The organism is Streptomyces sp. LS-MS-L19 (genome assembly GCF_058382285.1).
Genome location: NZ_JBYCLL010000001.1, coordinates 8,681,833 through 8,701,272, shown reverse-complemented (window position 1 = coordinate 8,701,272; position 19,440 = coordinate 8,681,833). Strand labels below are relative to the sequence as shown.

At 71.0% G+C, this 19,440-nt stretch carries 16 protein-coding genes; 6 read left to right on the top strand and 10 right to left on the bottom strand.

The window, feature by feature from the left end; translation table 11 throughout:
• Nucleotides 1-122: 122 nt before the first annotated feature.
• On the bottom strand, nt 123-2,735 hold the full coding sequence (locus AC2XR2_RS38720) for a PA14 domain-containing protein (protein WP_491517648.1): 2,613 nt from the start codon (nt 2,733-2,735) through the stop codon (nt 123-125).
• Nucleotides 2,736-2,898: 163 nt separating this feature from the next.
• Here AC2XR2_RS38720 and AC2XR2_RS38715 point away from each other — a divergent pair, with 163 nt between their 5' ends.
• A complete protein-coding gene (locus AC2XR2_RS38715) occupies nt 2,899-3,282 on the top strand; it encodes a cupin domain-containing protein (protein WP_381308650.1) in 384 nt (127 codons plus the stop codon).
• A 114-nt stretch (nt 3,283-3,396) separates the two neighbouring features.
• Here the strand turns inward: AC2XR2_RS38715 and glgC are convergent, their stop codons facing one another.
• The 3 genes from glgC to AC2XR2_RS38700 are packed head-to-tail and all read right to left on the bottom strand — an operon-like array spanning nt 3,397 to nt 6,592.
• On the bottom strand, nt 3,397-4,617 hold the full coding sequence (gene glgC / locus AC2XR2_RS38710; protein ID WP_330262996.1) for a glucose-1-phosphate adenylyltransferase: 1,221 nt from the start codon (nt 4,615-4,617) through the stop codon (nt 3,397-3,399).
• A 54-nt stretch (nt 4,618-4,671) separates the two neighbouring features.
• Nucleotides 4,672-5,823 carry a glycogen synthase gene (gene glgA, locus AC2XR2_RS38705; RefSeq protein WP_381308647.1) on the bottom strand — a complete coding sequence of 384 codons (1,152 nt, stop codon included), beginning with the start codon at nt 5,821-5,823 and terminating at the stop codon, nt 4,672-4,674.
• Nucleotides 5,824-5,860: 37 nt separating this feature from the next.
• Nucleotides 5,861-6,592 carry a (2Fe-2S)-binding protein gene (locus AC2XR2_RS38700; protein ID WP_491517647.1) on the bottom strand — a complete coding sequence of 244 codons (732 nt, stop codon included), beginning with the start codon at nt 6,590-6,592 and terminating at the stop codon, nt 5,861-5,863.
• Between the two features lie 210 nt (nt 6,593-6,802).
• Here AC2XR2_RS38700 and AC2XR2_RS38695 point away from each other — a divergent pair, with 210 nt between their 5' ends.
• Complete coding sequence (locus AC2XR2_RS38695; protein ID WP_381308643.1) at nt 6,803-7,936, top strand: DMT family transporter; 1,134 nt, start codon at nt 6,803-6,805, stop codon at nt 7,934-7,936.
• On the opposite strand, the gene AC2XR2_RS38690 is transcribed toward AC2XR2_RS38695, so the two are convergent.
• Nucleotides 7,926-9,080, bottom strand: coding sequence for a transglycosylase family protein (locus tag AC2XR2_RS38690; protein ID WP_491517646.1), 1,155 nt, complete (start codon nt 9,078-9,080; stop codon nt 7,926-7,928). The genes AC2XR2_RS38695 and AC2XR2_RS38690 overlap by 11 nt on opposite strands.
• A gap of 267 nt (nt 9,081-9,347) precedes the next feature.
• Here AC2XR2_RS38690 and gnd point away from each other — a divergent pair, with 267 nt between their 5' ends.
• Nucleotides 9,348-10,787 (top strand): NADP-dependent phosphogluconate dehydrogenase, encoded by a 1,440-nt coding sequence (gene gnd / locus AC2XR2_RS38685; RefSeq protein WP_330263001.1) that lies wholly within the window; start codon nt 9,348-9,350, stop codon nt 10,785-10,787.
• Nucleotides 10,788-11,603: 816 nt separating this feature from the next.
• On the opposite strand, the gene AC2XR2_RS38680 is transcribed toward gnd, so the two are convergent.
• The 5 genes from AC2XR2_RS38680 to AC2XR2_RS38660 form a co-directional block, all read right to left on the bottom strand.
• Nucleotides 11,604-11,954 carry a GNAT family N-acetyltransferase gene (locus tag AC2XR2_RS38680; protein ID WP_491517645.1) on the bottom strand — a complete coding sequence of 117 codons (351 nt, stop codon included), beginning with the start codon at nt 11,952-11,954 and terminating at the stop codon, nt 11,604-11,606.
• Between the two features lie 35 nt (nt 11,955-11,989).
• Complete coding sequence (panD, locus tag AC2XR2_RS38675; protein WP_330263003.1) at nt 11,990-12,409, bottom strand: aspartate 1-decarboxylase; 420 nt, start codon at nt 12,407-12,409, stop codon at nt 11,990-11,992.
• 124 nt (nt 12,410-12,533) lie between these two features.
• A complete protein-coding gene (dgoD, locus tag AC2XR2_RS38670; protein WP_491517644.1) occupies nt 12,534-13,679 on the bottom strand; it encodes a galactonate dehydratase in 1,146 nt (381 codons plus the stop codon).
• Nucleotides 13,680-13,826: 147 nt separating this feature from the next.
• Nucleotides 13,827-14,591 carry an SDR family NAD(P)-dependent oxidoreductase gene (locus tag AC2XR2_RS38665; RefSeq protein ID WP_491517643.1) on the bottom strand — a complete coding sequence of 255 codons (765 nt, stop codon included), beginning with the start codon at nt 14,589-14,591 and terminating at the stop codon, nt 13,827-13,829.
• Nucleotides 14,588-15,637 (bottom strand): LacI family DNA-binding transcriptional regulator, encoded by a 1,050-nt coding sequence (locus AC2XR2_RS38660; RefSeq protein ID WP_491517642.1) that lies wholly within the window; start codon nt 15,635-15,637, stop codon nt 14,588-14,590. Before AC2XR2_RS38660 ends, AC2XR2_RS38665 begins: the two co-directional genes overlap by 4 nt.
• A gap of 521 nt (nt 15,638-16,158) precedes the next feature.
• Between AC2XR2_RS38660 and AC2XR2_RS38655 the strand changes: the two genes are divergently transcribed.
• Genes AC2XR2_RS38655 through AC2XR2_RS38645 form a run of 3 tightly spaced genes read left to right on the top strand, consistent with a single transcriptional unit; the run spans nt 16,159 to nt 19,360 of the window.
• Nucleotides 16,159-17,499, top strand: coding sequence for an extracellular solute-binding protein (locus AC2XR2_RS38655; protein WP_449351917.1), 1,341 nt, complete (start codon nt 16,159-16,161; stop codon nt 17,497-17,499).
• Complete coding sequence (locus AC2XR2_RS38650) at nt 17,496-18,539, top strand: carbohydrate ABC transporter permease (RefSeq protein ID WP_491517641.1); 1,044 nt, start codon at nt 17,496-17,498, stop codon at nt 18,537-18,539. Before AC2XR2_RS38655 ends, AC2XR2_RS38650 begins: the two co-directional genes overlap by 4 nt.
• Nucleotides 18,539-19,360: a carbohydrate ABC transporter permease gene (locus AC2XR2_RS38645; protein WP_491518577.1), complete on the top strand. Its 822-nt coding sequence runs from the start codon at nt 18,539-18,541 to the stop codon at nt 19,358-19,360. The genes AC2XR2_RS38650 and AC2XR2_RS38645 overlap by 1 nt, the downstream gene beginning before the upstream one ends.
• Nucleotides 19,361-19,440: the final 80 nt, after the last annotated feature.

Here is a 19,440-nt window from a genome sequence, read left to right as displayed (position 1 = left end):
GGTGGACCAGCAGTCAATCGCCCCACGGCGATTACGGTCAAGTACGATCAAGCTACGCACAGTTAACAGCAGATTACGTCCCGCCCCTCGTGAAAGGGGCGGGACACAGGATGCGGATGTGATCAGCCGTCGGTGGCCGCACATCCCGCCGGAGTCGACCGGGAGGCGTCCCGGATCAGCGCCCGGTGCGCGGCCGCGACCCGCTCGGCGTCCGGTTTGAGAACCTTGCGGTCATAGGTGAGCAGCCCGTTGAGCTCCCCTTCCACGTCCGTGATCTGCGTGTATACGGCCCCGTTGCTGCCCCGGCACACCAGCGCCCGCACGTCGTCGAGCCTGGCCAGATAGTCGTCGGTGTAGCGCGCCGGATCGACGTCGACGTACGACTGCTGCACGGACCAGGCGTGTCCCGGCACCGCCAGACCGAGGCCGCCGTACTCCCCGCTGACCAGGGCACGTCTGCCGTCCGGGTGGGGTGGCAGGGCGGGGCTCGGGTAGCCGTGCTCGTCCATGATGTCGCCGGCGTTTCCGTCGGCCCCCAGGTTCAGCCCCGACTGGTTGTTGACCAGGCGGGTCGGGTCCCAGGCCTTGGCCTGCTCGGCGATCCGGCCGACGTCGTACTGCCCCCAGCCCTCGTTGAAGGTCACCCACATGACGACCGAGGGGCTGCTGACGTGCTGGTCGATCATCTGCTTGAGCTCGCGCTCGTACTCGGCGCGGGCGGCGGGACCCGGGTTCACCCCGGCCGTCATGGCGGGCATGTCCTGCCACACCAGCAGGCCCAGCCGGTCGGCCCAGTAGAACCAGCGGTCGGGTTCGACCTTGATGTGCTTGCGCACGGCGTTGAAGCCGAGCCGCTTGTGGGCCTTCAGGTCGTACGCGAGGGCCTCGTCGGTGGGCGCGGTGTGCAGGCCGTCGGGCCAGAAGCCCTGGTCGAGGGTGGCCATCATGAAGACCGGCTCGCCGTTGAGGACCGTGCGCGGGGTGCCGTCCACGTTCTCGACGGCGATGGAGCGCATCCCGAAGTAGCTGGCCACGCGGTCGGCGCCGACGGTCACCTCCAGGTCGTAGAGGAACGGGTCGTCGGGCGACCACAGGCGCGGGTTCCCGATCCTCAGGGACAGCGGTTCACCCGTCCGGCCGCGCGCCGTCGCCACCTTCCGCTTCCCGTCGTACGCCGTCGCCGTGATCGGTACGCCGTCGCGGACGCCCCGTGCCTCGACCGTCAGCCGGTCGGTGGAGAGGTCGGGCGTCAGTTTGAGGGAGTCGACGTGGTCACGGGCGACCGGTTCCATCCAGACGGTCTGCCAGATACCGGAGGACGGGGTGTACCAGATGCCGCTCGGGTCGAGGCGCTGCTTGCCGAGGGGCGGGTTCTCGCCGTCGGCCGCGTCGGTCGGGTCGTACACGCCGACGATCAGTTCCTGGGTGCGGCCGGGCTTCAGCGCGTCGGTGATGTCGGCGCTGAACTTGTCGTAACCGCCGGTGTGTTCGGCGACCCTGGTGCCGTTCACGTACACCTCGGACCGCCAGTCGACCGCGCCGAAGTTGAGGCGGAGGCGCTTGCCGGAGCCGATGTTCCAGTCGGCCGGGACGGTGAAGGTGCGGCGGTACCACATGCGGTCCTCGTGCCGTTCCAGGCCGGAGAGCTGGGACTCCACCGGGTAGGGCACGAGGATGCGCTCGGCCAGGTTCCGGCCCACGGGTGGGGCCTGCCCCGGCTCGGCGGCGGCGAACTGCCAGCGGCCGTTGAGGTTGCGCCACTCCTGACGGGTCAACTGGGGGCGCGGGTACTCGGGATGGGCGTTGTCCGGGCCCACCTGGTCGGCCCACTTGGTGCGCAGTTCGTGGGTGGAGCGGTTGGGGCCGCTGCTCCAGAAGGCGTTGACAACGTTGCCGTCCGTGCCGGTGAGGCCGCCCTCGCCGTCGTAGCGGAGGTCGGCGGTGCCGCGCGCGGTGCCGGTCCTGTTGCCGACGACGGGTTCGGCGAGGGCGACGAGCAGGGTGCGGGCGTCCCCCGGGTCCTGCCTCACGGCTCCCAGGGGCCACTTGGCGCCGCCGATCACCGCCTGGAGGTGGTCGGCGAGGCCGGCCGGGGGTGCGGCGAGGGGCTGGGCGAAGTCGAGCCTCAGGGTGCGGCCGGTGCCGAGGACGGTGGTCGCGAGGGGGCCGTCGTAGTCGTAGCCGTCGGGGAGCCGGAACGCCGACTGGGGGACGGCCTGCTTGGTGCCGCCCGGCGGGGTCCAGCGCAGGTGGAGGTTGGAGCCGCCGTAGTGCTCGAAGTACTCGACCTTGATGTCGTAGGACTGTCCGGCGGTCAACTCGACCGGCTCGGCGGTCTGTTCGCGGTCCCAGTCGTCCACCCAGTGGTCGATGAGGAGCCGGCCGCCGATCCAGAGGCGGAAGCCGTTGTCGCCGGTGACCGAGAAGGTGTGGGGGCCGGTCGTCTCCGGTACGACCTTGCCGGTCCAGCGGACGCTGACGTCGTCCGAGCGGCCGGTCGCGGCGGTGAGACGGGGTTCGAGGGTGTCGAAGTCGAGGTTCGGGTCGAAGGTGGTCGCCTTCAGCTCGTGGAAGTCGAAGGCGCCGGGGGCGGACTGGGTCCAGTACTCGCCCTTGAGGCCACGGGCCTCGGCGGGGTCTTCGGCGGCCGGAGCCGGGACCGCGGTGAGGCCGGTCAGGCCGAGAAGGGCGGCCAGCAGTAACGCGAGCCGGCCTCTGAGAGGTCTGGTACGCACGGAAGCCTCCATAACAACGTTGTCATGGGCATGAGTTGGCATGACAACACGGATCCCGGCGTCCGTCCAGGGACATGACAAGCCGGTCCAAGGCGTGCCGTCGCGGGGCCACGCGAGGACAATGGACGGGAGAACCCTCCTCTGCCGGAAGAAGGCGACGGAGATGCCGAAGGTTTCCCGCGACACGACCACGCAGGGCGGCGACTACGGGCCGGTCGTCGACCGCTGCGAGGTGTTCGGCGACTACACGGTCGACTTCCTGACGTTCCGCGAGGACGTCGACCACCGGCCCCTGCTGAAGGGGCTGCCCCACGACCGCTGCCAGTGCCCGCACTGGGGCTATGTCTTCAGGGGCGAACTCACCTTCCACTACGCCGACCACGACGAGGTGTACCACGAGGGCGACGCGTTCTACGCCCCCGCGGACCATGTGCCCGTCCACACCGAGCCGGGCACCGAGTACCTCCAGATCAGCCCCTCGGACGAGCTGCGCAGGACCAGCGAGGTGATCATGAAGAACTTCGAGTCCCTACGGGCACAGGGCTGACGCTGCCCGAGGGCTGGAACCGCGGTCGGTGTCCTGCGCCGGCGAGTCAGGCCGCCGTCAAAGCCCTGTCGACCTGGCTTCCTCACCAGGTCGACCGACGCCCTGGCAGTACCGCTACGACACCAGCTGGCCCTTCCCGAGCGCGATCACCCCGCCCTTGGACACGGTGTACAGCTCGGCGTCCCGCTCCGGGTTCACGCCGATCGTCGCGCCCGGCGGGACCTCGACGTTCTTGTCGAGGACGGCGCCCCGGACCACCGCGCCCCGGCCGATCTTGACGTTGTCGTGGAGCACCGAGCCCTGGACCACCGCTCCCGGGTCGACCAGGACGCCGGGAGACAGGACGGAGCGGGTGACCTGGCCGCGGATGAGGCAGCCGGCGCTGATGATGGACTCGCTCGCGATGCCGCCGGCGTTGAAGCGGGCCGGGGACAGCTGGCCGGAGTGGGTGTAGATGGGCCACTGGCGGTTGTAGAGGTTGAAGGCGGGGCGCTCGGCGATCAGGTCCATGTGGGCGTCGTAGTAGGCGTCCAGGGTGCCCACGTCCCGCCAGTAGCCGCGGTCGCGGGTGGTCTCGCCGGGGACGTGGTTGGCGCTGAAGTCGTAGAGCTGGGCCTCGCCGCGGTCGGTGAGCTGCGGGAGGATCGATCCGCCCATGTCGTGCACCGAGTTCTCGTCCTCGGAGTCCCGTTGCAGGGCCTCGATCAGGGCCTTCGTCGTGAAGATGTAGTTGCCCATCGACGCGTACACGGTCTCGGGGTCGTCCGCGAGTCCGGGCGGGTCGGTGGGCTTCTCCAGGAAGCGTTCCACCGTGAGGCCGTCCGAGCCCGGGGAGATCACCCCGAACGACGGGGACTCCGAGCGCGGGACCCGGATCCCGGCCACCGTGACGCCCGCGCCGGACTCGATGTGCTGTGTGAGCATCTGGCGCGGGTCCATGCGGTACACGTGGTCGGCGCCGAAGACCGCCACGTACTCGGGGCGCTCGTCGTAGATCAGGTTCAGGGACTGCAGGATCGCGTCCGCACTGCCCAGGTACCAGCGCGGCCCGAGGCGCTGCTGGGCGGGCACCGGCGTGATGTAGTTGCCGAGCAGGCTCGACATCCGCCAGGTGGTGGTGATGTGCCGGTCCAGCGAGTGCGACTTGTACTGCGTGAGCACACAGATGCGCAGGATGTCACCGTTGACGAGGTTGGAGAGGACGAAGTCGACCAGGCGATACGTTCCTCCGAAGGTGACCGCCGGTTTCGCGCGGTCTGTGGTCAAGGGCATCAGGCGTTTGCCTTCTCCACCCGCCAGTACGATGCCGAGCACCGAAGGTCCGCCACGACGCATGGCCGCTCCCCTCACCCTGGTTTGTGACCCATGCTTGCCCTTGACCGGGGCTCGCTACGCCTGTTTGAGGATCTCCTCGTAGAGCCGGACCGTACGCCGGGCGACGGCGTCCCAGCCGAACTCGCCCACCGCGCGCTCCCGCCCCGCCTCGCCCATCCGACGGGACGCCTCCGGATCGCCGAGCACGGAGTCGAGTGCCCGCGCGAGGGCCGGTTCGAACCCGTCGTCCACGGTCACGAGCAGTCCGGTCCTGCCGTCGTCCACGACCTCGGGGATCCCGCCGACCCGGGAGGCGACCACGGGAGTGCCGCAGGCCATCGCCTCCAGGTTGACGATCCCGAGCGGTTCGTACACCGAGGGGCAGACGAACACGGCCGCGTGGGTGAGAAGTTGGATCACCTCGGGGCGGGGCAGCATCTGCGGGATCCAGTGCACGCCCTCGCGGACCCGGCTCAGCTCCTCGAAGAGCTCCCGGAACTCCCGGTCGATCTCGGGGGTGTCCGGGGCGCCCGCGCACAGCACGACCTGCGCCGCCGGGTCGATGTCCCGTACCGCCCGCAGCAGATGGGGCACCCCCTTCTGGCGGGTGATGCGGCCGACGAACAGCACGAACGGGCGGTCGCGGTCCAGGCCGATCCGGTCCAGTACGTCGGTGCCGTGGTCCGGCCGGTACAGGGCGGTGTCGATGCCGTTGTGCACGATGTGGACCTTGGCCGGATCCAGTGCCGGGTAGCAGCCGAGGATGTCCTCGCGCATCGCCCCGGACACCGCGATCACCGCGTCGGCGGACTCGATCGCGGTGCGCTCGGCCCAGCTGGAGAGGGCGTACCCGCCGCCGAGCTGCTCGGCCTTCCAGGGGCGCAAGGGCTCCAGCGAGTGGGCGGTCATCACGTGCGGGATGCCGTGCAGCAGCTTGCCGAAGTGGCCCGCCAGGTTGGCGTACCAGGTGTGCGAGTGGACCAGTTCACGGCCTTCCAGCCCCGCGGCCATGGAGAGGTCCACGGAGAAGGTGCGCAGCGCGTCGTTGGCGGCATCCAGCGCGGACCAGGGCCGGTGCCGGATAACGCCCTCGGCGCGGCCCTCGCCCCAGCAGTGCACGTCCAGGTCGACGAGGGACCTCAACTCCCGGGCGAGGAACTCGACATGGACACCGGCGCCGCCGTACACGTCCGGCGGGTACTCCCGGGTCAGCAGGCCCACACGCACCCGGAACCCCCTGTCTCTGGCTGGTCGGCTTTCATGGTCACCCAGATGCGCCGCGCGGGGAAGAGCGCGGGGCTCGTGTGAAACAACAGTCACCGCAGACGCCGCCTCCCGGCAACCGGTAGTACAGACAGCAGCTGCGGCGGCGGAGGGTGGTGGCGTCCAGGGTGCCTTCGAGGAGCGGGTGGGCGAGGAGTTCGGCCGCGAGGGCGCGGGCGGCGGTGTCGCGGCCCAGTTGGCGGGCGGCTCCCGCGAGTGCCGAGGCGGCGTTGCCCCAGAGCAATCCGCCGGCCAGCCGGTACTCGGAGCGCAGCGCTTCCGCCAGGGGTTCGAGGTGGCCGTGCAGGACGACGTCGGCGATCGTCGCGGCGTCGCCCGGAAGCGGGGTCACCGCGTCGAGCCGGAGTTCGTCGGGAGCGCTCGCGTCGGGATCCCAGCGCAGGCGGTCGGGCGCCAGGTCGGGAATCCGGCCGTACACCGACGCGCAGCCGAGCGCCACCGACCACAGCCGGGCCGCGAGGCCCAGGTGGGCGATGGAGGCGGCGATCCGGGGCTCGGGGGCGTTCAGGGCCTCGGCGACCTTCCGGACACGAAAAGTCAGGGGATTTCCGTAAACATCCGACGACCGGTTCTCGTAGACTTGTGCGAGAGTCGGCAGCGCCGGGCGCGAGGTCCCGGCGGGGTCGCCGATCGTGCGTAGGACGAAGAAGGCGCCGAGCGGTCGCAGCGCCGCGAGTTCCGGGTCGAGGTCCACGACCAGCAGTAGTACCAAGGCCCGTAGGGGTACCCACCAGGGGGCCTCCACCCCGTGTCACCCGCCTTGGGGAGGACACGGACCCTTTTGTACTCCATCGGCAGTAGGACCCATTGCCTGCTCAGGTACGACGACGGGAAGAAGTTTTCCGGGCATCGTGTTGGTCATGGAAGACGACCGTTCGTCGCGCCGGGCACGTCGCCCCCGCCTCACGCAGAGGAGCAGCTCATGAGTGCCCTCGCGTTGTCCGTGCTCCTCTCCCTCGTCTCCGCCGTCGCCTACGCGGGCGGAGCGATCGTGCAGGAGCAGGTCGCCGTGTCGCACCCCGACGAGCAGTACGCGCCGCTGCGCCGGCCGAGCTGGTGGGCGGCGGTCGCGCTGAACGGCCTGGGCGGACTGCTGCACGTGGTGGCGCTCGCGTACGGTCCCCTGAGCCTGGTCCAGCCGCTGGGCGCCCTGACGATCGTGTTCGCGCTGCCGATGGCCGCGCTGTTCGTGGGCCGCAGGGCCGGCGCCACCGCCTGGCGGGGCGCGATCATGGCCACGGTCGGTCTGGCCGGTCTGCTCTCCCTGGTGGGCGCGTCCGACGCGCAGTCGCTGAGCACGCCCCAGCGGGTGTTCGCCGGGCTGGTCACGGCCGCCGCGGTGGTCGCGCTGATGATCGCGGGCCGGGCCGCGCACCGGCACCCGGTGGTGCGCAGCGTGCTGCTCGCGACCGCGTCCGGCATAGCGTTCGGCATGTCCTCGGTGTTCACCAAGACGGTCGCCGTCGACTGGAGCGGCGGCGTCGCCACGGCGGACCTGCCCTCGCTGGCCGCGATCGGCGTCCTGGCCACGGCCGGTCTGATGCTGTCGCAGGCCTCCTACCGGGGCGCGGGTCTCGCGGCCCCGCTGGCCACGCTGACGGTCGTGAACCCGGTGGTGGCGGCCGCGGTCGGCATCACGATGTTCGGTGAGACCTTCCGCTACGGCACCACCGGCACCGCGCTCGCCCTGAGCTGCGGTGTGGTGGCGGCGGGCGGTCTGATCCTGCTCACCACCGAGCGGATCCAGCGCACCCACGCCGAGGCGGAGCCCGCGGCGGCCGAGCGGGAGGACGTGTTCCTGCCGGCGCCCGCCGAGGCACCGGCCGACGCGCTGGTGCGCGAGGGCGTGCTCGTCGAGCAGGTCGCCGCCCTGCGCGAGGAGCTGCTCGTCCCGGCCCCGGCGGCCCCCGCGGCACTGACCGACGGCCCGTCCGCCCCCGACGCCCGCCCGGCGCCGGGCGGCACCGAACCGCCGACGTACTACGGCCCCTTCTACGGCGCCGCGTACATCCCGGTGCCGGTGCTCGACCGGCACCGCACGCGGGTCAAATCCTGACGCCGCCGGCCCGGAGGTACGCCACCGGGTCGATGTCGGACCCGAAGCCGGGCCCCGTCCGCACCTCGAAGTGCAGATGCGGGCCCGTGCTGTTGCCGGTGGACCCGGAGCGGCCGATGCGCTGTCCGGCGCCCACCGTCTGCCCGGACTTCACGGAGATCGCGGACAGGTGGGCGTACTGCGTGTAGCGGCCGTCGCCGTGCCGGACGACCACCTGGTAGCCGAAGGAACCGCCCCAGCCGGAGGCGACCACCTTTCCGGCCGCGACCGCCTTCACGGTGGTCCCGGTGGGCACCGCGAAGTCGACGCCGGTGTGGTAGCCCTTCGACCAGGACGAACCCGCCTTGTGGTACGGCGTGCCGAGGGAGGCGTTCACGGGGGCGACCAGGCCGCTGTCGGTGGCCTTCTTCTCCGACTTCTCGGTCTTCTCGGTCTTCTCGGTCGTGTGCGTCGTCTGCGAGTCGCCGGAGGTCCTCCTGGCGGAGGCGGGGTCAGCCGTGGTGGTGGTACCGGCCGGGGCCCGCAGTTTCAGCCGCTGGCCGGGCAGGATGAGGTCGGGATCGGCCCCGATGGTCCGCCGGTTGGCGGCGTAGAGCTGCCGCCAGCCGCCGCGCACCTCCTGGGCGTCGGCGATCCCGGACAGCGAGTCGCCGCGGACCACGGTGTACATCTCGGCGGTACCGGCCCGCGACTGCGGGGTGGTCTGCGGCTGGACGTCCGGCACCGAGGCCTTCGTGGTCAGGGGCTGGATGTCGGGGCCGGTGCCGCCGCGGGTGAGCCCGGCCCGCACCGAGCACGTCGGCCAGGCGCCCGGTCCCTGTCCGTCCAGCACCTTCTCCGCGACGGCGATCTGCTGGTCCTTGGTGGCCAGATCCGCGCGTGCCGCGTACCGGGTGCCGCCGTACGCCTCCCACGTGGACCGGGTGAACTGGAGCCCGCCGTAGTAGCCGTTGCCGGTGTTGATGCTCCAGTTGTTGCCGGACTCGCACGCGGCGACCTTGTTCCAGGTGTCCGCGTCGGCCGCGTGGGCCGTGCCGGCGCCGATGAGCGGGACCGCGATACCGACGCCGCCCGCCGTGACGGTGAGCGAGGCGCGGTTGATCCTGTTCGGCTGATACCGGCGGTGCCGGCCGCGTACGGCCATGGAGGCCTCCCCCTAGACATGCGTCAATGCGCCAGGAGGGGCAAAAGTAAGCGCCGCGAACAGGCCATGACAAGACGGCAACAAGCCGCGTGGGGGCGCGTGTCCGACCGGCGTGTCCGGCTGAACGCAACGAGGCGCCTAAACCGTATCCCTGGTGTGCGGACAGTCCCCCGACAGGCCAGGATGACCGGTGGACGATACTGACAAGCACGACCGGCAGCGATAGACGACCTACGCGATCCACAGGATCTTTTGGGAGCACGCGGTATGAGCAACACAGCGCAGATCGGCGTCACGGGCCTCGCGGTCATGGGCCGCAACCTCGCCCGCAACTTCGCCCGCAACGGCTATACGGTCGCCCTGCACAACCGGACCGCGTCGCGCACGCACGCCCTGGTCGAGGAGTTCGGGAGCGAGGGCGACTTCATCGCGGCCGAGACCGCCAAGGAGTTCGTGGCGGCCCTGGAGCGGCCGCGCCGGCTGGTCATCATGGTGAAGGCGGGCGAGCCGACCGACGCGGTGATCCAGGAGTTCGCGCCGCTCCTCGAGCCCGGCGACATGATCATCGACGGCGGCAACGCGCACTTCGCGGACACCCGGCGCCGGGAGCGCGAACTGCGCGAGCAGGGCATCCACTTCGTCGGCATGGGTGTCTCCGGCGGCGAGGAGGGCGCGCTCAACGGCCCGAGCATCATGCCGGGCGGCCCGAAGGAGTCGTACGACTCGCTCGGTCCGATGCTGGAGAAGATCTCCGCGAAGGCGGCGGACGGGGCGCCCTGTGTGACGCACGTCGGTCCTGACGGCGCCGGGCACTTCGTGAAGATGGTGCACAACGGCATCGAGTACGCCGACATGCAGCTGATCGGCGAGGCGTACCAGCTGCTGCGGGACGTGGCCGGGTACTCCCCCGCGCAGATCGCCGACATCTTCCGCACCTGGAACACGGGCCGTCTCGACTCGTACCTGATCGAGATCACGGCCGAGGTGCTGTCCCACGTGGACGCCGAGACGGGCAAGCCGTTCGTGGACGTGGTGGTGGACCAGGCCGAGCAGAAGGGCACGGGACGCTGGACCGTCCAGATCGCCCTCGACCTGGGTGTCCCGGTCTCGGGTATCGCGGAGGCGGTCTTCGCCCGCTCGCTGTCCGGGCACGCGGAGCTGCGGGAGGCGTCCCGCGGGCTTGCCGGGCCCAAGGCGACGCCGCTGTCGGAGGCGGAGGCGGGTGCCTTCGCGGACCGGGTCGAGCAGGCGCTGTACGCCTCGAAGATCGTGTCGTACACGCAGGGCTTCCACGAGATCGCGGCCGCGCGTGAGGAGTACGACTGGGACATCGACCTGGGGGCCGTCTCCGCGATCTGGCGCGGTGGCTGTATCATCCGGGCGGCGTTCCTGGACCGCATCCGGTCGGCCTACGACACCCGCGCGGACCTGCCGAGCCTGCTCTCCGACGACACCTTCGCGCAGGAGATCGCCGACGCGCAGGACGACTGGCGCGAGGTCCTGGTCGCGGCGACGCGCCAGGGTGTGCCGACGCCGGGCTTCGCGGCGGCGCTGGCCTATTACGACGCGCTGCGCGCCGAGCGGCTGCCTGCGGCGCTCACGCAGGGGCAGCGGGACTTCTTCGGAGCGCACACCTACCGGCGCACGGACCGCGACGGCTCGTTCCACACGCTGTGGGGCGGGGACCGGTCCGAGGTGACCGGCTGAGTTCCGCTCCACCACGCCTGACATGGAGGAGGGCCACCGCGCTTCGGTGGCCCTCCTCCCCTGTCTTCACGTCGGTGGCCCTCACGTGCTGTGCACGCGGGGCACCGTCAACTGAGCGGTGGCCCCGGCTCCGGGTTCGGCACCGGCTCCGGTCCCGGGGGGATCGGGGACGGGTCGGGGGCGGGGCCGGGGCCTGGGCCGGGGGTCGGATCCGGGCCGGGGCCCGGGCCGGGCGTCGGACTCGGGTCCGGAGGTGACGGGGGCTCCGGGGTCGGGCCCGGCGTGGGGACCGGGCCGGGGCCCGGCGTGGGACCCGGAGGCACGGGGTCGGGGTACGGGTTGGTCATGAGGTCCTCCAGCCAGTCGGTCGACGTCGGCTCTGAACTCCTCCGCCGTCTCTGGACTCCTCCCCGCGTACCCGCGAGCCCTCCCACCACTCACCCACCCGCGTGAGCGATGGGGTCTGGGTGGGGGTGTTCGGGGTGCGGGTGGGGGGCGTTGAGGTGCGGCTAGGGGGCTGGGCGCGGACAGGGCTGGGCGCGGACAGGGCACGCGGAGGCGGGTTCACAGGCGCGCGGGGCAGGCGCGCGCGGGGCAGGCGCGCGTGCGGCATACAGCGGCGGTGGGACACCGGGGCGGCACGCCTGCGGCTTCGCGGCCGGGGCGGCGGGGCAGCACACCTGCGGCTTCACGGCCGGGGCGGCGGACCGGTGTCTCCGGCCAGCCGCCGGTGCGGGAGCCCCGGTAGGGCGACCGCCCCGCGGCTCCGCAGCCGAACCGGGACGCGCCCCGGACGCCGCCACTCGCCCCGTCCGCTCAGAAGCCTTCGGGGTTGGCCGCCAGCCACTGCTTTGCCGCGCGGAGCAGTTCCGGGGTGGCCGCGGGGGCCTCGTCGGAGTGGCGTTCGGCCCACTTGACGACGTACGGGCACAGGGGCGCGACCGTGACGCCCTCGCGCGCCGCGATGCCGTAGAGCTCGCGGGCCAGGGAGCCCGCGATGCCCTGGCCCTCGTGGGCCGGTTCGACGATGGTGTGGACCGGGACCAGGGCGCGCTCGGGGGACTCGAGGACGAAGTACTGGATGTGGCCGACGACTTCGCCTCCCCCGGACCCGAAGGCCTCCAGACGCCCGGCCTGTCGGTCGTCGCGGATCTCGATGTCGCTCATGGGCACGCTCCTGGTCCGAAGGTCGTCGAACGCGGTCAGACCGACACCGCCTGCGGGCTGCGCAGTTGGTCCGAACCCGGTACCGGCTCGGACGGGTCGGCACCCAGCGCGATGACACGGTTGCCCTGGTCCACGTGCACGATCCGGGGTTCAAGTGCCCTCGCCTCGGCGTCGGTCACCTGAGCGTAACTGATGATGATCACCAGATCCCCGGGGTGGACGAGGTGGGCGGCGGCACCGTTGATACCGATCACGCCCGAACCGCGCTCGCCTTCGATGACGTACGTCTCCAACCGGGCACCGTTGGTGATGTCCACGATGTGGACGAGCTCACCGGGCAACAGGTCGGCGGCATCGAGGAGATCCGCGTCGACGGTCACCGATCCCACGTAGTGCAGGTCGGCCTGGGTGACGGTGGCGCGGTGGATCTTGGACTTGAGCAGAGTACGCAGCACTTTGGACTCCCGAAGTCGGCTCCCTGCCTGCTTTCTGCAGGTCAAGGGCGTTCTTCACTCTACACTCGCGCACCTCGCGGCACCCTTGTGAGGAACGTCGCCTTGCCTCGCCGCCGGGGTGTGGCTACCAGGCGGCCAGTGACCCGTCGGTGTTGCGCCAGACCGGGTTGCGCCAGCGGTGGCCGCGTTCGGCAGCGGCGCGGACCGCGTCCTCGTCGATGGTGATGCCGAGTCCGGGTGCGGTCGGGCGGTCGATGTAGCCGTCGCGGAACGTGAAGGGTGTGGTGTCGGCGAGGTAGTCCAGCAGGCCGCTGCTGTCGCCGTAGCCGATGCCCAGTGCCTGTTCCTGGATGAGGAAGTTAGGGATGGCGAAGTCGAGTTGGAGGCTGGCGGCGAGGGCGATCGGGCCGAGCGGGCAGTGCGGGGCCACCAGGACGTCGTACGCCTCCGCCATCGCGGCGATGCGACGGGTCTCCGAGATGCCGCCGGCGTGGCTGATGTCGGGCTGGGCCACGGCGATGCCGTCGGAGAGCACCGAGCGGAAGTCCCAGCGGGAGTAGAGCCGTTCGCCGGTGGCGACGGGGATGGAGGTGGAGCGCACCACGGCACCGAGGTCCTGGGAGAACTCCGGCAGCACGGGCTCTTCGACGAAGAGCGGCAGGAGCGGCTCCAGGAAGGGCAGGACGCGGCGGGACATCGCCCCGCTGAACCGGCCGTGGAAGTCCAGCGCGAGGTCGCGGTCCGGCCCGATGGCCTCGCGGACCGCGCTCACGCCGGCCACGATGGCGTCGATCGCGGCGGGCGTGGCCAGCGGCTCCAGCTGCCCGCAGGGGTTGAGCTTGACCGCGGTCATCCCCTTGGCGACCTGCGCGGCCGCCGACTCGGCCAGCTCCTCGGGGGTTTCGCCGCCGACCCAGCCGTAGACCCGCACCCGGTCCCGCACATGGCCGCCGAGCAGCTGGTGGACCGGGACGCCGTGGGTCTTGCCCGCGATGTCCCACAACGCCTGGTCGATTCCGGCCAGGGCGCTGTTGAGGACGACTCCGCCGCGGTAGAAGCCGCTCTTGGCGAGCACCTGCCAGTGCTCCTCGATGCGGGCCGGGTCCTGGCCGAGGAGGTAGTCGAACATCTCCTCGACGCAGCGGGCGACGGTGTGGGCCTTGCCCTCGACTATGGGCTCGCCCCAGCCGGAGATGCCCTCGTCGGTGTCGATGCGCAGGAAGAGCCAGCGCGGTTCGACGAGGAAGACTTCGTATCCAGTGATCTTCATGGGGTGGACCTCCGGGTGCTGTGCTGTGTACGGCCTGGTGCCGGGCCGGGGCTCGGTGAAGGCTGAGGGGCGAGGGCTGAGGGGTGAGTCGGGCGTGGGCGCGGCGGGCAGGGCGGGTCGGCGCCCGGACCGGGTGAGGCCGGTGGCCTACTCCTGGGAGCTGATGCTGCGGCCGCCGTCCACGAGCAGGTTCTGGCCGGTGACGAACGCGGCGTCATCGGAGGCGAGGAAGGCGACGGCGGCGGCGATGTCCTCGGGGGCCCCGAGCCTGCCGACCGGGGTGCGCGCGGCGGTCCGGGCCTTGTACTCCTCGGGCACCTCGGCCCACAGGGCGGTGACCACGGCTCCGGGGAGGACGGCGTTGAACCTGATCCGGCCTCCGTACTCGACGGCCAGCTGGCGGACGAGGGCGTCGATCCCGCCCTTGGCGGCCGCGTACGCGGGGTAGCCCTTGAAGCCGATGGCCGCGTGCACGGACGAGGTGATCACCACCGCGCCCCTGGCCGTGCTCAGCAGCGGCACCGCGGCCCGGACCCCGTAGAACACGGAGTCGAGGGAGAGCCGCAGCTGGTCGTGCCAGCAGGTGTCGTCCAGTTCGTGGGCCGCTCCGGGCAGGTTCCGGCCGGCGTTGAGATGGAGCACGTCCAGGCGTCCCGTCCAGGCCCCCGCCTCGGCGACGGCGGCGGCCCACTCCCCCGGCGAGGTGACATCGAGGCGCCGGTCCCGCGCCTGTCCGCCCCCGGCGCGGATCTCCTCGGCCACGCGCCGGGCGCCTTCGGCGTCCACGTCGGTGACCATGACGGACGCGCCCTCCGCCGCCAGCCGGTGGGCGGTGGCCGCCCCGATTCCGGAGGCGGCCGCGGTGAGCAGGGCCGTACGGCCGGTAAAGCGGGCCGGCGCGGCGACGGTCATGGCGTTCCTCCTGGTTCTGCCGGTCCGGCCGTGGAGGCGCGCAACATCAGGAGCGGCTCGGTCGGTACGACGACGTCCCCGGTCGGCTTGCCCTCGATGGTGGCCACCAGGGCGTCCACTGCGGCGGTTCCGAGCTCGTGCAGGGGCATCGCGACGGTGGTCAGCGGGGGACTGAGGTGCGCGGCCACGGGCAGGTCGTCGTTGCCGACGACGGAGATGTCCTCCGGGATCCTGAGGCCGAGGTCCCTGATCGCGGCCATGGCGCCTATCGCCTGGGCGAGCGAGCTGGTGTAGAGGGCGGTGACCGGTGGCCGCCCGTCACCGCCGGCGGGACGCAGCAGTTCCCGGGCGGCGGCCCCGCCGCCGTCCTCGGTGAACTCACCGGACGCGACGGGCGCCGCGTCCAGGCCGAGGGTGCCGGCGTGCTGGAGGAACGCCTTCTTGCGGACCTCGCTGGGGGTGATCCCGGGGGGACCCGCGATGTGGCCGATCGCGCGGTGGCCGAGGCCGTACAGGTGGTCGAGTGCCGTCACGCTGGAGCGGGCGACGTCCATGGTGACGTTGCGGCCGGAGCCCTCGACCGAGCGGTTGAGGAAGACGTGGGGGACCGCGCTGCGGCTGAGCGCGTCCAGCAGGGGGTGACCCGGGCGGGCCGAGGCGATGAGCAGTCCGTCGACCCTGCCCTCCTGGACGAGGTCGTTGAAGGACTCGTCGGCCTCCTGCCCGTCGAAGTCCTCGGCCAGCAGGGAGAGATAGCCCAGTTCGCGGGCCCGCTGGTAGGCACCGCGGGCGATGGTGACGTAGGTGGGGTTGGCGAGCGCGGGGATCAGCAGGGCCAGCGCGTGGGTGTTGGCTCCGGCCAGGGCCCGGGCCCCGGAGTGGGGCCGGTAGCCGAGCGCCTCGGCGGCCTCGTGGACACGCCGGCGCGTCTCCGGCCGTACGGACAGGTCCTCGCGGCCGTTGAGCACCTTCGACACGGTGGCCTTGGAGACCCCGGCCGCGTGTGCCACATCCACGAGCTTGGCCCGGACAGGCTGTTCCGGCACGTGCTCCCCCTCTTCGGTGGGCGTTGCCCTGGTCCGCTGCGGGGGACTCAGAGTGACGCGTTCTGGCCACTTGACACCTTCTGGAAACGCAACTTAACGTTCGCGAAAGTTTCAGTCAACCGGTTTCCCTAGGCCGGAATAAGCGACAAGTCTGAGCTGAACTTTACAAATCGGTCATATCGGTTTGACTAGATGTCGGCCACAGTTGACTCCCCGTCAGCAGCGGCCGGGGAGTCACCTTCGGGTCTCACCGCGCACGCGACCACCGTCGCACTCGCGGTCCCCCGACCACCGTTCGCGCACTGTCCACGCAGACAGCCGCGCCCGGTCCGGGCATCTCGCACCACCCCCGAGCAAGCCGCCGGTGCACCACCGGCCGCCGTGCTCGCCCGCTCGCTTCTCGCGGCAGCCCCTCATGCCGCCATGGACTTCGCCCTACGTCCCGCAGCCGCCGTACGTCCCGCAGCCGCGCACCTCTCGCGACCGCGCACGTCCCGCCACGAAAGGCCCTCACCATGCCCATGTCCACGTCCCTCGACAGACGGCGCTTCCTCGCCCTCTCCGCCGGAACCGCGCTCGCCGCGACCGGTGTGTCCGCCTGCGCCGGCTCCGTCAGCAACGGCACGGGCGGATCCGCGAACGGCAAGACGACGCTCACCGTGATGACGGTGCAGAACGAGTGGGACAAGAAGGCCCTCAAGGCCGCCGAAGAGGCGCTGGGGATGAACCTCAACGTCATCATCTGGGACGCCACCAAGCTCAACGCCATGCTGGCCGCAAAGAACCCGCCGGACGTGGTCCGCGGCTTCGGCGCCACCGAGACCCCCTACTTCGCGGCCCGCGGCCTGATGACGGACCTGGACCCGTACTTCGCCAAGAGCTCGGTGCTCAAGACCTCGGACCTCGACCCCGTCAACGACACCTGGCGCTACGACGGCAAGCAGCAGGGCGCCGGACCGCGCTACGGCATGGCGAAGGACTACTCGCAGGACTCCATGTTCTGGTACCGCACCGACATGTTCGAGGCCGCCGAGCTGGACGCGCCCAGCGCCACCGAGCCGGTCTCCTACGACGAGTGGCTGGACCTGGGCAAGAAGCTGGTCAAGCGCCGCCTGGGCAAGGTGAAGGTGTACGGCCTGAACGCCACCGGCATGGGCGTCTTCCCGCAGCTCATGGGGATGACCGCGTCGGCCGGCGGCAGCCTGTTCGCCGAGGACCTGGCCACCGTGGACTTCTCCTCCCCCGAGGCGCTCAAGGCGCTCCAGTGGTACCTGGACTACGCCAAGGCCGACATAGGCCCGAACGTCGTCAACCCCAACCCGGACGGCTGGGACGGCCCCACCTACCAGGCCAACCGGATGGCGATGAGCTGCAACGGCTACTGGTTCGGCGGACTGATCGGCGCCGACCCCAAGCTCGCCGACGTCTCCCGCTTCGCGCCCGCCCCGCAGTTCGGCGGCCACCGCGTCAGCTCCTGCTTCGGCGCCACCGGGTTCTGGATCCCGCGGGACGCCAAGAACAAGGACGCGTCCTGGAAGTTCTTCGAGTGGTACTTCGGCGGCAAGCCCGCCCAGGACCGCGCGGCCAGCGGCTGGGGCATCCCCTCGCTGAAGTCGCTGCGCGCGAAGATGCCGCAGACCAGCGCCTTCCAGAAGCAGGCCTTCCAGGTGCAGGAGCAGGAGCTGCCGCACTTCTCCGTCCTCAGCTTCACCCCGTACGCCCAGCAGGCCGCCCTGGAGGGTGTGCTCAGCAAGGTCCTGCCGGGTGCCGTGAAGTCCGGGACATCGGCCGGCAAGGTCGCCGACACCCTCAACTCCCGGATGAACGAGCAGCTCGCCCAGGGCAAGGAGCTCGTGGGGTGAGCACCGATCAGATCACCACGCCGGGCGCGCCGTCTCCCTCCGGGGAGCCGGCCGCCCGGCCCGGGCCCCGCACCCCCGCGCACGCCGGGCGCCGGCGCACCTCGCTGACCACCCGCCGGGCCCTCTCCTTCTACGTGTTCGCCGGACCCTGGGTGCTGGGCTTCCTCACCCTGACGGCCTTCCCGCTCGGCTACGCGCTGTGGCTGAGCCTGACCAACTCCGACGGGCTGTCGAACCACTCCCGCTTCGTCGGCCTGGACAACTACCGGGAGGTCCTGACCGACCCGGAGACGCTGTCCTCGCTGGCCCGCACCGGCGTCTTCACCGCGATCACCGTGCCACTGAGCATCGCGGCGGGGCTGCTGCTCGCCGTCCTGGTCAACCAGCCGGTCCGGGCCCGCGGGCTGTTCCGCACCCTGCTGTACCTGCCCGCGGTGGTGCCGCCGGTCGGTGCCGCCCTCACCTTCAAGCTGATCTTCGACCGGGACTCGGGCGCCGCCAACGGCGTCCTCGACGCCCTGGACATCAACGGCGTCGCCTGGCTGATGGACCCCTACGCCCGCTGGGTCCTCATCACCCTGATGCTGTGGGGCTGCGGCAACGCCATGATCATCTCGCTGGCGGGGCTCCAGGACATCCCCAAGGAGCTCCACGAGGCCGCCCGCATGGACGGGGCGAACGCCTGGCAGTCCTTCTACAAGATCACCGTCCCGATGCTGTCCCCGGTGCTGTTCTTCCAGGTCATCACCGGCATCATCGCGGCCGTCCAGAGCTTCCTGCCGCTGCTGATCTCCCTCGACCCGACCCCCAGGGGCGTCTCGGCGGTCCCCGAGGGCAACTACCTGTTCATGATCCACGTGTTCGCCCAGTACTTCGCCAACGGCCGCTACGGATACGCCTCGGCGATGCTCTGGGTGCTGTTCCTGATCATCGTCGCGATCACCTTCCTCGTTTTCAGGCTCAGCAGGGGCGCGGTCTTCTACTCGGTCGCCCCAGAGCCGGACAAGCCCTCCCGCCCGCGCACGATCGGAGGCAAGTGATGGTGTTCCCCCGCAGAAGTGCCGTCTACGTGCTGCTGGTCGGCGCCGTGGTCCTCTTCCTCGGCCCGTTCGCCTGGCTGCTGGACACCGCTCTGAAGGCTCCCGCCGAGCTGCGCGCGCTGCCCATCCACTGGTGGCCGCACCACCCCGGTCTGGGCAACTTCCGGGAGGCCCTGACCGAGATCGACTACTTCGGCTACGCCCGCAACTCCCTGACGATCGCCACCCTCTACGCCGTCCTGGTCACCCTGGCCTCCGCGTGGGCCGGCTACGGCTTCGCCCGTCTCCAGGCGCCCGGCAAGCGGCTGATCTTCTCGGTGCTGCTGTCGACGATGATGCTGCCGCAGGTCCTCACCCTCATCCCGACCTATCTGCTGTTCGCCAAGATCCACCTCACCAACACCTATGTGCCGTGGGTGCTGTGGGGCCTGTGCGGCGCCCCGTACCTGATCTTCCTGTTCCGGCAGTTCTTCTCGAACATGCCCAAGGAGCTGGAGGAGGCCGCGATCGTCGACGGCTGCGGGCAGATCCGCATCTTCTGGCGGATCTTCCTGCCGCAGTCCTGGCCGGTCATCGCCACCAGCCTGATCCTCTCCTTCAGCTGGACCTGGGGCGACTACATCGCGCCGGCCCTGCTCCTGGACGACGCCCACACCACGCTCGCGGTCAAGCTCGCCTACGGCTACGTCAACGCGCACGGCTCGCCGCTGCCGAACCTGGTCGCCGCGGGCGCCGTGATGTACGTCGTCCCGGTGCTGGCGCTGTTCCTCATCGTGCAGCGGGGCTTCGTCACCAGCGCCGCCACCTCCGGGCTCAAGTGACCCGCGTCCAGCAACGCACCTCGTAGCAAAGGAACTTCGCATGACCGACACCCAGTCGACCGCCATACCCCTTGCGGCGG